The following is a 12,488-nucleotide window of genomic DNA, read 5'->3' on the forward strand; positions in this document are numbered from 1 at the left end:
AGCTAGGGGGTGGAGCAGGCGGGCAGGCCAGCTTCCTGTGCCAGCGCGTTGGCCGCACCCGCATCGCTGGCGCAACGGCGGGCGATCAGCGCAACCAGCGGCTCCTTCAGGAAGGCGGCGCGCAGGCCTGTGCTGCCGCGCAGCAGTTGCAGCGCCTGGGCTTCGTCCTGCGGCGCGTCGACGAGGCTGGCGCGGTGCAGCAGCTGGCGGGCGTGGTCGCTGGCGATGTAGGGCTGGGCGTGGGCGACGTGGGCCAGCGCCTGGTTGACGGCGGCCAGTGCTTCGGCACGCCGGCCGGTGGTGGCCTGCAGTTCGCTCAAGGCCAGCCAGGTGGCGGCGTGGCCGCTGTCGTTCGGCGCGTCGGCGGCGTAGCGGGCGAGGGCCTGGCGCAGCAGGCTTTCGCGTTCGTCGGGGGCAGCACCTTCACGCTGGCGCAGGTCGTGGCGGGCCAGCCACCATTCGGCGCGCAGCAGCCCGGTGGCGGGCAGCGCGGCGTCCATCTCGGCCAGCAGCGCGCTTGACGTGGGCAGGTCTTGCTCGGCCAGCAGCGGCCAGACGAGACCCATGCCGGCGAACTGCGTGCGCTCGTGGCGCAGGCCCAGGCGTTGTTTCAGCAAGGCGTAGCGGCGCTCGCTCAAGGCGCGGCTGCGCTTGGCCTCGCCCAGGTAGTCGTGCAGCGTGGCGGTGATGCGCAGCAGCTCGTCGGCGGTGTCGGGGTCGGTGGGCAGCGTGGCCTCGATGCGGGCCATGCGTTCGGCCAGCAGGCGGCGCAGCGCGGCCTCGGGCTGGGCGGCGTCGGGGGCGCGGCGGTCCAGCGTCTTGAAAAGATCCAGCAGATAGGCGTTGGCCGCCTCGGCGCGGCGGGCCTCGTGGCGAGCGGCGTCGGCCTGCCACAGCGCGGCAGCGAGGCCGAGCAGCAGCGCCGTGGTGCCCAGCAACGGCCAGCGCTGGCGGCGCAGGAAGCAGGCGAAGCGGTAGCCGCGCGCATGCGGCAGCGCGGCCACGGGGTGGTGGTCCAGCAGGCGGTGGATGTCGTCGGCCAGCGCTTCGACGTCGGCATAGCGGTCGGCCGGCTGCTGCGCTTGCGCGCGGGCGATGACTGCGGCTAGTGCGCGACTGCGCTCGGGCATCAGCGCGGCCAACACGCCGCCCAGGCCGTAGACGTCGGCCGCCACGGTCAACGGTTCGCCACGCTGCTGCTCGGGTGCGGCCAGGCCCGGCGTGAAAGCGCGCGGGCCGGCGGCGTGCAGCAGGCGAGCAATGCCGAAGTCCAGCAGCTTCACGCGGCCGTCGTCGCCGACGAGGATGTTGCCGGGCTTGAGGTCGGCATGCAGCACGAGGCGGGCATGAGCATGGCGCACGGCGTCCAGCACTTGCAGGAAGGCGATGAGCCTGGCACGCAGCGGCCGGCCCGCCAGCGCCTCGGTGATGGTGCGGCCTGCCACCCATTCCAGCGCTAGCCAGGGTTGGCCGGCCTCGGCGCCGGCGTCGTAGAGCCGTGCGATGTGCGGGTGCTCCAGGCCGATGAGCAGGGTGCGTTCCTCGTCCAGCCGCTCGCTGAGGCGCTGGCCGGGGCGCGGCAGCTTCAGCGCGACGCGCCGGCCGGCCATGGGGCCGTCCACCTGCTCGGCGCCCCACACCTCGGCCATGCCACCGGCGCCGATGCGCTCGATCAGCCGGTAGGGGCCGATCCGCATACCAGGCTCGCCCGGTGCCGCGAGTGCCGAGGGCGTGTCCAGCGTGGGCAGCTCGGCCTGGCTTTCGTGTGCGCGCAGCATGGCGCGCAGCGGCTTGGCGATGTCGTCGGGCTGTGCGGCGAGCCAGGCCCCGCGCTCTGCGGCCGGCCGGTCCAGCGCGGCGTCGAATGCCGCCGACAGCCGCGGCCAGAGCGCCGGGTTGATAGGCTCAGCCATCGAGCTGCATCAGCAGGAAGGCGCGTGCCTTGGCCCAATGGCGGCGCACCGTGCGCTCGCTCAGCGCCAGCGCCTCAGCGGTCTCGGCCTCGGTGTAGCCGCCGAAGAAGCGCAGCTCCACAACGTGGGCCAGGGCCGGCTCCAGCGTGGCCAGGGCGTCCAGCGCGATGTCCAGCGCGAGCAGGCGCTGGTCGTCGGCGGGCGCTGCCATGTCGACCATGGCCGTGTCCCAGCTCAGCGCCTGCCAGTCGCCACCGCGGGCTTGCGCACGGCGGTGGCGCAGGTGGTCGATAACGATGTGGCGCATGGCCTTGGCGGCCAGCGCATAGAAGTGGTGGCGGTCGGCCAGCGGCGCGGTGGGCGCCTGGGCCAGGCGCAGAAAACCCTCGTGCAGCAGTTCCTCGGTTGCCAGGCTGGGCGCGCCGGGCCCGCGCAGCCGGGCGCGAGCGATGCGTTGCAACTCGGGGTAGATCAGCGGCCACACGGCGCCAGCCGCTGCCGAATCGCCATCGCGTGCGGCCTGCAGCAGCGCGGTGAGGTCGGCGGGTGCCGTCATGCCGACAGCGCCCCCTTCATGAGGTGGGGCCGGCGTCGTGCCTGTCCCAGCCACCGCGTTGGGCCTTGCGGTGCGCGTCCTCGGCGTCGCGCTCGGCGGCCAGCAGCTGCTCGAACTGCTGGCGGCCCAGCCGCGCGGCGGCGATCAGTGCGCCCTCGTCGCCCTGCAGCGGCACCATGGTGTTGAGCACGTCGATGTTGTGGCGCCTGAAGCGCATTGCCTGGCGGCGCGCGGCGTGGGGCTCCATGCCGGTCAGCTCCAGCACGCTGCGGGCACTCATCAGCGCGGCATCGAAGGTTTCGCGCTCGATGTGGCGCACGCCGGCTTCGTGCAGTTGGTAGTAGTGCTGCACATTGCGCGCCCGGGCCACGACGGTGAGCTGCGGGAAGTGCTCGCGCGCCAGATGGGCAATCTCCACGCTCTGCGCGATGTCGTCGATGGCGATGACGAGGATGCGGCCTGTCGCCGCGCCGGCGGTCTTCAGCATGTCCAGGCGCGTCGCATCGCCGTAGTACACCGTCCAGTCGAAGCGGCGCAGGCTCTCGATGGCCTCGGAGTCGTGGTCCAGCACGGTGGCTTCCAGGCCGTTGGCGCGCAACATGCGGGCGACGACCTGGCCATAGCGGCCACTGCCGGCAATGATGATGGGCGACGGCGGCGGTGGCGCGGCTTCGGCGCGCTTCTTGAGCCCGCGGCGGGCGAGCTTCTGCGACATCAACCGGTCCCCACCGGTCAGCAACAGCGGCGTCAGCGCCAGCGACAGCGCGATGGACGCCACCAGCGCCGAGTTCTGCGCCGCGTTGATCATCCCTTCGCCCTGGGCGAGCTGGAACACGACGAAGCCGAACTCGCCGCCCTGCGCGAGCAGGATGACGAAGGCCGGGCGCTCGACGAGCGGGATCTTCATCGCCTTGGACATCAGCACCAGCACGAAGATCTTGCAGACCAGCAGCGCCGTCACCAGCGCCATCACCAGGCCCGGCTGGGCGGCCACGGACTTGAGGTCCAGCCCCATGCCGACGGCGATGAAGAACAGGCCGAGCAGCAGGCCCTTGAAAGGCTCCAGGTCGGTCTCCAGCTCGCGGCGGTATTCGCTTTCCGCCAGCAGCACGCCGGCCAGGAAAGCGCCCAGCGCCATCGACAGGCCCACCACCTGCATCAGCGCCGCCGTGCCCAGCACCAGCAGCAGGGCCGCGGCCGTGAAGATCTCGGGCGTCTTGCTGCGGGCAATCCAGCGCAGCGCCGGGCGCAGCAACAGGCGACCGCCGAAGACGATGGTGACGATGGCACCGATGGCCTTGGCGGCTGCGATCCAGGTCTTGCCATCGCCGTCGTCATGCGCACCGCTCAGCGCCAGCACGGGGACGAGGGCCAGCACGGGAATCGCCGCGATGTCCTGCAGCAGCGCCACCGACAGGATGCTCTCGCCCGCCGTCGTGCGGCCGAGGTTGCGCTCGGCCATGACGGCCAGCGCCACGGCGGTGGACGACATCGCCAGCCCCAGGCTGACAACGACTGTCAGCCGCCACGGGTAGCCCAGCGCCAGGCCCACGGCCGCCAGCGCGGCCGCGCAGCCCAGCAGCTGTACGCTGCCCCAGCCGAAGATGGGCCGGCGCATGGCCCAAAGCCGCTTGGGCTCCAGCTCCAGGCCGACGAGGAAGAGCATCAGCACCACGCCGAGCTCGGCGACCTCGGGGATGGCGGTGGACTCAGGGATCAGCCCGAGCACGGCCGGGCCGATCAGCAGGCCGGCGACGAGGTAGCCGAGGATGGAGCCGAGCCTGAGATAGCGGGCCAGCGGCACCGCCAGCACGGCGGCGGCCAGAAAAACCAGAGGCAGTTGCAGCCAGGCGCCGTGGGTCATTCGGTACCCCCGATCGTCGAGAACAGTGCCGGGCGCTCGTCCAGCGCCACGGCTTCTTCGTCGCCGACGGCGGGCTCGGCGATGTGTTCGCACCACTCGGGGTAGTGGGCCAGCCGTTTGACGAACAGTTCGGCGTGCGCGGTGATCTCTTCATCCGTTGCGCGGTGGGCCGCGTGCAGGATCTGCGGCGGCAGGTAGTTCATGCCGCAGGTGCGGGCCGACTGCTGGTAGGGCAGCAGGAAGTCGGTGATGGGGTGGTGGTTGTGGCCGCCCGGCGCATAGGCCTCGGCGCCGCCGCCGGTGGAGGCCACCAGCCAGAAGTCCTTGCCATGCAGTGCCGTGCCGCCGGGGCCGTAGGCCCAGCCCAGGCGCGGCACTTCGTCCAGCCAGAGCTTTTGCAGCGCCGGCATGCTGTACCAGTAGATGGGGTGCAGCATGACGACGAGCTTGGCGGCTTCGAGGGCGCGCTGCTCGGCGTCGATGTGGATGTGGAAGTCCGGGTAGAGGCGGTAGAGGTCTCGCAGCTCGACCCGATCGGCCGCCGGCGAGGCGCGCAGCGCGTCGAGCACGGTGCGGGTCGCGTGGGAGCGGGCCAGGTCGGGGTGGGCGGCGAGGACGAGGATGTCGCGGGCGGTGCTGTCGGGCATGGCCCGCGAGGGTAACTGCTCCTCCCGACTAGAACTTGAAGGCCAACCCCACTTCGGCCTTTTGCTGCGTGAAGCGGTCACCGTCGCTGCGGCGCGAGCCGTAGTAGGCGTACTCGACCGTGGCCGAGACCTGCGGCGCGAGCTTCCACTCCAAGCCGCCGCTGGCCATGGGGCGCACATAGGTCTCGCGCGCCGAGTGGCCCAGCGAGTCGTGCTGGCTGAGGCGGTTCAGCGCCAAGCCGGCCTTGGCGAACAGCGAGAAGGATTCGCTCAGTGGCTGTGTGGCACGCCCTGCCAGGTAGAAGACGCTGGAGGACAGGCGGGTCTGGTAGGTCGACCCGGGCGTGGGGTCGGTGGCATGCCAGCTGCCGAAGGCGCCGTAGCCCAGCTCGGCCGCCCAGGTTGGCGTGAGCTGCAGCCCGGCGTACAGCTTGACGGCACGCGGGTTGTTGTCGTTGGGGACGTTGCGGCCGTTGATGTTGAAGTTGGCCTCGCCGGGTGTGGTGAGGTTGAAGCCGACATAGGGATCGGCGGCATGCGCGTGGCAGGTGGCCAGCGCGGCAACGGTGAGGAACAGCACAGCTTTCAAACAAGGCTCCGGTCGGTGGTGGAAGTGACCGGGCCATTGTTGAAATCCGTGGCTTAAGGAACGCCCAAGACGGCGCTCGGCAGCTGCAGCTCGAAGCGCGCCCCGCAGCCCCCGGGCCGCGCGAGGCCGTCGCCCAGCGTGACCTGGCCGCCCAGCCGATCGGCCGCCCGCGCGACGATGGCCAGGCCCAGCCCGCTGCCCTGCACGTCATGCCCGGTGCCGCGCCAGAAGCGTTCGAAGGCCAAGTCGCGGTCGGCGGGCGCAATGCCTGGGCCGTCGTCGGCCACGGTCAGCCGCGGGCCGTCGGGCGTGATGTCGAGGCTCACCTCGACGCGCCCACCACGGCCCACATAGCGCAGTGCGTTGTCGAGCAGGTTCTGCAGCAAGGACTGCAAGGCCATGGTGTCCAAGCGCACCGGCAGCCGGTCCGGCGCGTCCAGCGCCAGCGCGATGCCGCGCTCGCGTGCGATGCCCGCCTGCTCGGCCAGCCGCTGCGCGCAGAGCTGCGCCAGGTCCAGGGCAACCGGCGCTGCGGGCTGCTCGTTGTCGAGGCTGGCCAGGTCCAGCAACTGGCGCGACAGGTGGGCGCTGCGCGCGATGGCTTGTTGCAGCTCGGCGGCGGCGGTCGTGCGGGCTTCGGCGTCAGCCGCGTGGACGAGGGTGTGGGCCTGCGTGGCGACGACGGCCAGCGGCGTGCGCAACTCGTGCGCGGCCTCGTGCACGAAGGCGCGTTCGCGCGCGCGGCGCTGGCGCAGGCGGCCCAGCAGCGCGTCGAAGGCCTGGCCCAGCGGGCGCAGCTCGCGGTAGCGCAGGTCGACGTCCAGCGGCGCCAAGTCCTGCCGCAGGTCCAGGCTGTTCAGCCTGCGAGCGAAGCGGCGCAGCGGCGCCAGGCCCGTGTAGACGGCGATCCACAGCGGCAGCAGCATCAGCGGAAAGCCCACCAGCAGCTGCATGCCCAGCGCCCCGCTGGCAAAGCCGAGCAGCTGGGCGCGCGACAAGGCCGGCTCGGCCAGCCGCAGCGACCAGCGCGGCCCGTCCTGGCGATAGGTCCAGTGCGTCCGGCCGGCGATGGTCTGCTCGCCAACGCCAGGCTTGGCGATGGCGTCGCCCGGTGCCGACGCGTAGACCTGTCGACCTTCGCGGTCCAGCAGCTGCACCAGCAGCGGGCCGGTCGTCATGTTCAGCCCTGCGCGCAGCTGGTTGATGTAGCGCGTGTGGCCATCCAGTACGCGGGCGGCCAGCGCGGCATCGTCAATCTCCTCCAGCCCCGCGGCGAGCTGCCGGCCCAATTGGCGCACACCGGGGTCGGTGGCCAGCTGGTGCTGGACGTCGAGCTGGTCGTCCACCAGCAGCAGCACCGAGCACAGCGTGAAGGCGACCAGCAGCGCCAGGATCAACCGGCGCGTCAGCGTGGGCTGCAGCCAGGACGTCCTCATGCGCATTCCAGCCAGTAGCCCACGCCGCGCAGCGTGCCGATGCGGGCCGCGCCCACCTTGCGGCGCAGATTGGCCAGGTGCACCTCCAGTGTGCCGAACTCCATCGGTTCGCCCAGTGGCGCCAGGCGCTGCGCGAGCTGGTGCTTGGCCACCACGCCGCCGCGCTCGCGCGCCAGCTCCAGCAGCAGCTGGTATTCGCGCGGCGACAGCGCCAGCTCCACGCCGTCCAGCAGCGCCCGCTGGCGGCGCGGCTCGATCGTCAGGTTGCCCAGCGTCCACTCGTCGCTGGCCTGCTGGGCGCAGCGCCGCAGCACCGAGCGCAGCCGCGCGATCAGTTCAGGCATTTCGAAGGGCTTGACCACGTAGTCGTCGGCGCCGCCGTCGAAGCCGGCGAGGCGGTCCTCCAGCGCGGCGCGTGCGGTGATGACGATGACGGGCACCGCGCTGCCCTGGCGGCGCCAGCGCATCAGCAACTGGCGGCCGTCGCCGTCGGGCAGGGTCTGGTCCAGCAGCACGGCGTCCTGCGCGGCGGGGTCGAGCTGCCAAGGCGCGTCGGCACTTCGCCGCAGCCAGGTGCTGCTGTGGCCTTCGGTGTGCAGCGCGGCCTGCAGCGCGGGCCCCAAGCCAAGGTCGTCCTCGATCAACAGAATGTGCATGGAACGGCGGTGTCGCGTGGGCTACGGTCGATCAGGGCGCGCGAGGTTAACGTAGCGGCACACCAGCCACCTTGCGTCACCCTGCATGCGCCACTTCGACACCCTTGCCGATCTCGAATCCCTGATCGGCCAACCGCTGGGCCACAGCGACTGGATCACCGTCGACCAAGACCGCGTCAATGCGTTTGCCGAGGCCACCGAGGACAGGCAGTGGATCCACGTCGACCCCGAGCGCACCAAGGCCGGCCCGTTTGGCGGGCCGATCGCGCATGGCTTCCTGACGTTGTCGCTGATCCCGTATTTCTTCGAGACCGGCTTTGCGGTGCGCGAGTCGCGCATGGTGCTGAACTACGGCCTGAACAAGGTGCGCTTCACGGCGCCGGTACCGGTGGGCAGCCGGCTGCGCGCGGCCTTCAGGCTGCTGGCCATGGACGACGTAGCCGGTGGCGCCAAGCAGCTGACGGTGGAAGTGGCCATCGAGGCTGAAGGCTCGGCCAAGCCGGTCTGCGTGGCAGAGAGCCTGGCGCGGCATTACCGCTAGCATCGCGGGCTTTCAACGCCCGCTCCATCATGGCCTCCAGCCTGCTAGTCCTGCTCGACGACATCGCCACCATCCTTGACGACGTGGCGACCATGACCAAGGTCGCCGCCAAGAAGACCGCCGGCGTGCTGGGCGACGACCTGGCGCTGAATGCCCAGCAGGTCACCGGCGTCAATGCCGACCGCGAGCTGCCCGTCGTCTGGGCGGTGGCCGTGGGCTCGATGCTGAACAAGGCCATCCTGGTGCCAGCAGCGCTCGCCATCTCGGCGTTTGCGCCCTGGGCCATCACACCGCTGTTGATGGTGGGCGGCGCCTACCTGTGCTTCGAGGGCTTCGAGAAGCTGGCGCACAAGTTCCTGCACAGCCCCGAGGAAGACAAGGCGCACCACGACGAACTGGTCAAGGCGATTGCCGACCCGAAGGTGGACATGGCTGCCTACGAGCGCGACAAGGTCAAGGGCGCCATCCGCACCGACTTCATCCTGTCCGCCGAGATCATCGTCATCGCGCTGGGCACGGTGGCCAGCGCGCCACTGCAGACCCAGCTGGCCGTGCTGGTGGCGGTGTCCATCGCGATGACGGTGGGCGTCTACGGCTTCGTGGCCGGCATCGTGAAGATGGACGACGTCGGGCTGTGGCTGTCACGCAAGCCCAGCGCGGTGGCACGGGCCTTCGGTCGCTTCCTGCTGGCCGCCGCGCCGCGGTTGATGAACACGCTGTCGGTGCTGGGCACGGCGGCGATGTTCCTTGTTGGCGGCGGCATCCTCGTGCACGGCATTGCGCCGCTGCACCATGCCATCGCGCGCCTGGCCGAGGGCAAGGCCTGGCTGGTGGCGGCAGTGCTGGAGAACGGTGCGAACGCGCTGGTGGGCGTCGTGGCCGGCGCGCTGGTGCTGGCCGGCGTGGTGGCGGTGCAGAAGCTGCGCGGACGCTGAGTTCTACAGGTACTGCGACCAGTATTTGTCCAGCGGTTCCTTGACGTAGGAAAAGCCTTCCTCGTCCAACACCTCGTACACATAGAGCATGTACTGCGCGATAGCTTGGCACTGCGCTGGCGAGAACATCTCCTGAGGTTTGTGCCACCCGTCGCGGTCGGATCTGCCTCTTGGATGGAACGCCATCTGCGCCTCGGCCGCCGAGTTCCACTGCGTGTGATATCCCCCGCGCAGCAGCCAGCACATATAGGCCGGCGCGTAGAAGACGTAGCCCTTGACGTCAAGAAACGAGAAGACAGCCTCATGGCGCGCGAGGTGGTTGTCCGGCACGTCCTGCCAGCGCTGCGCGGTGTCCAGCCGGCGGGCCACCTGCCGCTGCGCCTGTGTGGCACCGTCGTCGATTGCCATGGCCTCGTGCAGCGTTACGCCATCGCCCAGCTCCACGTCGTGGAACGCTTCATAGATCTGCTTCAAAACGCGATCCAGGCGATCCATGTGCAGAGCGGTCTTTAGTTGGCCGAGTAAGCCAGCCTTACATAGATCGGCGCAAACGCCTCGGCCTGCGTGATTTCCAGCAGGCACTCCTTGGCCAGCTCCAGCATCGCGATGAAGGTGACGACGAGGACGGCGTGGCCTTTCTCGACGTCGAAGAGCTTCTCGAACTCGACGAAGCGCTGGCCCTGCAGGCGGCGCAGCACGATGCTCATGTGCTCGCGCACCGACAGTTGCTCGCGGCTGATCTTGTGGTGCTGGTTGAGCTTGGCGCGCTTGAGGATGTCGAGCCAGGCCTCGCGCAGGTCGACGGTAGAGACGTCGGGGAAGTTTGGCGTCAGCGACTGCTCGATGTGGATCTGCGCGCGCAGGAAGTCCCGGCCCAGCACGGGCAGGCGGTCCAGCCGCGCGGCGGCGAGCTTCATCTGCTCGTACTCCAGCAGCCGGCGCACGAGCTCGGCGCGCGGGTCCTCGACCTCCTTGCCGTCCTCGCTCTTCTTGGGCGGCAAAAGCATGCGCGACTTGATCTCGATGAGCATGGCCGCCATCAAGAGGTATTCGCTGGCCAGTTCGAGGTTGTGCTTGCGGAGCTGCTCGACATAGCTCAGGTACTGGCGCGTCACGTCGGCCAGCGGGATGTCGAGGATGTTGAAGTTCTGCTTGCGGATGAGATACAGCAGCAGGTCCAACGGGCCCTGGAAGGCCTCCAGGAAGACCTCCAGCGCATCCGGCGGGATGTAGAGGTCCAGCGGCATCTGGAACAGCGGCTCGCCGTACAGGCGTGCCACCGCGACCGCGTCCACCACGTCGGGCATATCCGAGATACCCGAGATGGCGGATGTGGCTTGGCTGGTTTCGTCAGCCATGGCCGTCAAGGCTTATTTGTCGGAGGTCTGGTAGACGTAGGGCTGCTGCGGCACCTTGGCCTCGTTGAAGCCAGCCTGGGCAGCGCGGTCCTGTTCCTTGTCCCACAGCAGGGCGCGGCCGGCGCGCTGTTCGGCTTCCAGCGTCGGGCGCTGGGCCTTGAGCTGTTCGATGAAGGAGGTGACTTCGGACTTGTAGGGCTTCCAGAACAGCGGCATGGGGCGGGTCTCTCTGACTAAGCTGGGCATTTTAGATCGGCAAGGGTCGGCACGATGGCCGCGGCGCCCAATTCGGCCGCCAGGCCGGAGCGGCGCAACAGATCCAGCGGCTGGGCGTTGACCTGGGCGAGCACCAGGGTGACGTCGCGCCTGGCCAGCGTGCGGTGCAGTTCGCGCAGGGCCTCCATGCCCGAGGTGTCCATGACGATGAGGCGGTGCATCTCGAGAACGACGGTGCGCGTGCCGGCGGGCAGCTGCTCGGCCAGCGCCTCGATCTTGCCGACGGCGCCGAAGAACAGCGCGCCGTACAGCTCGTAGGCCACCACGCCCTCGGGCAGCGGGCCGGCGTCGAAGCGGCTGATGGTGAACAGCTGGCCCATGCGCCAAACGAAGAAGACGCAGGATGCGATCAGGCCCACCTCGACGGCAACCGTCAGGTCGGTCACGACAGTAAGCGCGAAGGTACCGACCAGCAGCGTGCGGTAGGTGAGGTTGAAGCGTCTCAGCCGCGCGAACTCGTGCCAGTCGCCCATGTTCCAGGCGACGACGAGCAGGATGCCGGCCAGCGCCGCCAGCGGCACATGCGCGGCCAGCGGCGCGGCCACGAGCAGGATGAGCAGCAGGGCCAGCGCGTGCACGATGCCGGCGACGGGGCTGGTGGCGCCGGCGCGGATGTTGGTGACCGTGCGTGCGATGGTGCCGGTGGCGGGCAGGCCGCCGAACAGCGGCGCGGCGAGGTTGGCGATGCCTTGCGCCATCAGCTCCTGGTTGGGGTCGTGGCGAGGCAGGTTGGGCGTGAGCTTGTCGGCCACGCGGGCGCAGAGCAGGGATTCGATGGCGCCCAGCAGCGCCAGCGTCAGCGTCGGGATGACGAGCTGGCGCAGGCCGTCCCAGCTCACCTCGGGCCAGGCCAACGCGGGCAGGCTCTGCGGGATGCCGCCAAAGCGGCTGCCGATGGTCTCCAGTGGGAGGTTCAGCAGCGCCGTGGCCAGCGTCGCCCCCACCAGCGCGATGACGGTGCTGGGCAGCAGGGCCATCCAGCGCCGCGGGCCGCTCAGCGCCTGCTGGCCGATGTTCTTGGGCCAGGCCAGCACCACGGCGACGGCCGCGGCGGCCGTGGCGACCGCCCAGGGGTTGAAGCCCGCGGCATGGCTGGCAATCACACCGATCTGGCCGAAGAAGTCCGCCGGCATGGGCACGCGCGACAACCCCAGCGCGTCCTTCAGCTGCGCCAGCGCGATCAGCACGGCAATGCCATTGGTGAAGCCGGTGACGATGGCCACCGGGATGTAGCGCACCAGCACGCCGAGCTTGAGGGCGCCCATCGCGAACAACAGCAGGCCCGCGCCCATCGTGGCCAGCAGCAGATTGGCCAGGCCGTAGCGCTGCAGGATGCCGTAGACGACGACGATGAAGGCGCCGGCCGGCCCGCCGATCTGCACGCTGGAGCCGCCGAGGAGGGAGATCAGCAGGCCCGCGACGATGGCCGTGGCCAGGCCTTGCTCGGGGCGCAGCCCGGAGGCGATGGCGAAGGCCAGCGCCAGCGGCAGCGCGACGATGCCGACCGTCAGGCCGGCGCCGAGGTCGGCGAAAAAGCGTTCACGTGAATAGCCCGCCCGCAGCGCGAGCGCGCGGGGGCGAAAGGGGTGCAGCTGGGGCAGTGACATGGAACCTCCGGTAGGGCGACGACGCGAGGGGCGTGGTCGCGGCCGGAGGTCCGCAGTGGTAGCGCTCGGCGATGAAACGCCGGCGCCTGGAGGGGCCGAGCAGCGAGTGG

Annotated in this window: 13 protein-coding genes; 2 read left to right on the forward strand and 11 right to left on the reverse strand. The window is 70.2% G+C overall.

Translation table 11 applies throughout. The features are described from left to right. Window positions 1-2: 2 nt before the first annotated feature. From AC07V5_RS12310 to AC07V5_RS12340, 7 genes are all read right to left on the reverse strand, one after another. Window positions 3-1,913 (reverse strand): serine/threonine-protein kinase, encoded by a 1,911-nt coding sequence (locus tag AC07V5_RS12310; RefSeq protein WP_495115964.1) that lies wholly within the window; start codon window positions 1,911-1,913, stop codon window positions 3-5. Then, window positions 1,906-2,469 carry an ECF-type sigma factor gene (locus tag AC07V5_RS12315; RefSeq protein WP_495115965.1) on the reverse strand — a complete coding sequence of 188 codons (564 nt, stop codon included), beginning with the start codon at window positions 2,467-2,469 and terminating at the stop codon, window positions 1,906-1,908. The genes AC07V5_RS12310 and AC07V5_RS12315 overlap by 8 nt, the downstream gene beginning before the upstream one ends. Before the next feature lie 16 nt (window positions 2,470-2,485). Further along, the gene (gene kefC, locus AC07V5_RS12320; RefSeq protein WP_495115966.1) at window positions 2,486-4,333 is read right to left on the reverse strand and encodes a glutathione-regulated potassium-efflux system protein KefC; all 1,848 of its coding nucleotides are present in this window, start codon (window positions 4,331-4,333) and stop codon (window positions 2,486-2,488) included. Beyond that, a complete protein-coding gene (gene kefF, locus AC07V5_RS12325) occupies window positions 4,330-4,980 on the reverse strand; it encodes a glutathione-regulated potassium-efflux system oxidoreductase KefF (protein ID WP_495115967.1) in 651 nt (216 codons plus the stop codon). Before kefF ends, kefC begins: the two co-directional genes overlap by 4 nt. Before the next feature lie 28 nt (window positions 4,981-5,008). Continuing rightward, window positions 5,009-5,560: an outer membrane beta-barrel protein gene (locus tag AC07V5_RS12330; protein ID WP_495117058.1), complete on the reverse strand. Its 552-nt coding sequence runs from the start codon at window positions 5,558-5,560 to the stop codon at window positions 5,009-5,011. Window positions 5,561-5,622: 62 nt separating this feature from the next. Beyond that, window positions 5,623-7,005 carry a sensor histidine kinase gene (locus tag AC07V5_RS12335; protein WP_495115968.1) on the reverse strand — a complete coding sequence of 461 codons (1,383 nt, stop codon included), beginning with the start codon at window positions 7,003-7,005 and terminating at the stop codon, window positions 5,623-5,625. Next, the gene (locus tag AC07V5_RS12340; RefSeq protein ID WP_495115969.1) at window positions 7,002-7,661 is read right to left on the reverse strand and encodes a response regulator; all 660 of its coding nucleotides are present in this window, start codon (window positions 7,659-7,661) and stop codon (window positions 7,002-7,004) included. Before AC07V5_RS12340 ends, AC07V5_RS12335 begins: the two co-directional genes overlap by 4 nt. An 85-nt stretch (window positions 7,662-7,746) precedes the next feature. Here AC07V5_RS12340 and AC07V5_RS12345 point away from each other — a divergent pair, with 85 nt between their 5' ends. Both AC07V5_RS12345 and AC07V5_RS12350 read left to right on the forward strand, forming a co-directional pair. Next, a complete protein-coding gene (locus AC07V5_RS12345; RefSeq protein ID WP_495115970.1) occupies window positions 7,747-8,202 on the forward strand; it encodes a MaoC family dehydratase in 456 nt (151 codons plus the stop codon). A gap of 26 nt (window positions 8,203-8,228) precedes the next feature. After that, the gene (locus AC07V5_RS12350) at window positions 8,229-9,137 is read left to right on the forward strand and encodes a DUF808 domain-containing protein (RefSeq protein ID WP_495117059.1); all 909 of its coding nucleotides are present in this window, start codon (window positions 8,229-8,231) and stop codon (window positions 9,135-9,137) included. A 3-nt stretch (window positions 9,138-9,140) separates the two neighbouring features. Here AC07V5_RS12350 and AC07V5_RS12355 read toward each other — a convergent pair whose 3' ends face one another. Genes AC07V5_RS12355 through AC07V5_RS12370 form a run of 4 tightly spaced genes read right to left on the reverse strand, consistent with a single transcriptional unit; the run spans window position 9,141 to window position 12,378 of the window. Further along, complete coding sequence (locus AC07V5_RS12355; protein ID WP_495115971.1) at window positions 9,141-9,611, reverse strand: DUF6714 family protein; 471 nt, start codon at window positions 9,609-9,611, stop codon at window positions 9,141-9,143. A gap of 35 nt (window positions 9,612-9,646) precedes the next feature. Further along, window positions 9,647-10,495, reverse strand: a complete 849-nt coding sequence (locus tag AC07V5_RS12360; protein WP_495115972.1) for a segregation and condensation protein A — start codon at window positions 10,493-10,495, stop codon at window positions 9,647-9,649. Between the two features lie 12 nt (window positions 10,496-10,507). Continuing rightward, window positions 10,508-10,711: a DUF3460 family protein gene (locus AC07V5_RS12365; RefSeq protein ID WP_495115973.1), complete on the reverse strand. Its 204-nt coding sequence runs from the start codon at window positions 10,709-10,711 to the stop codon at window positions 10,508-10,510. Window positions 10,712-10,728: 17 nt separating this feature from the next. Beyond that, entirely contained in the window at window positions 10,729-12,378 is a 1,650-nt protein-coding gene (locus AC07V5_RS12370) for a SulP family inorganic anion transporter (protein ID WP_495115974.1), read from the reverse strand. Between the last annotated feature and the right edge of the window lie 110 nt (window positions 12,379-12,488).

The organism is Roseateles sp. GW821-FHT02E12, from assembly GCF_059421665.1.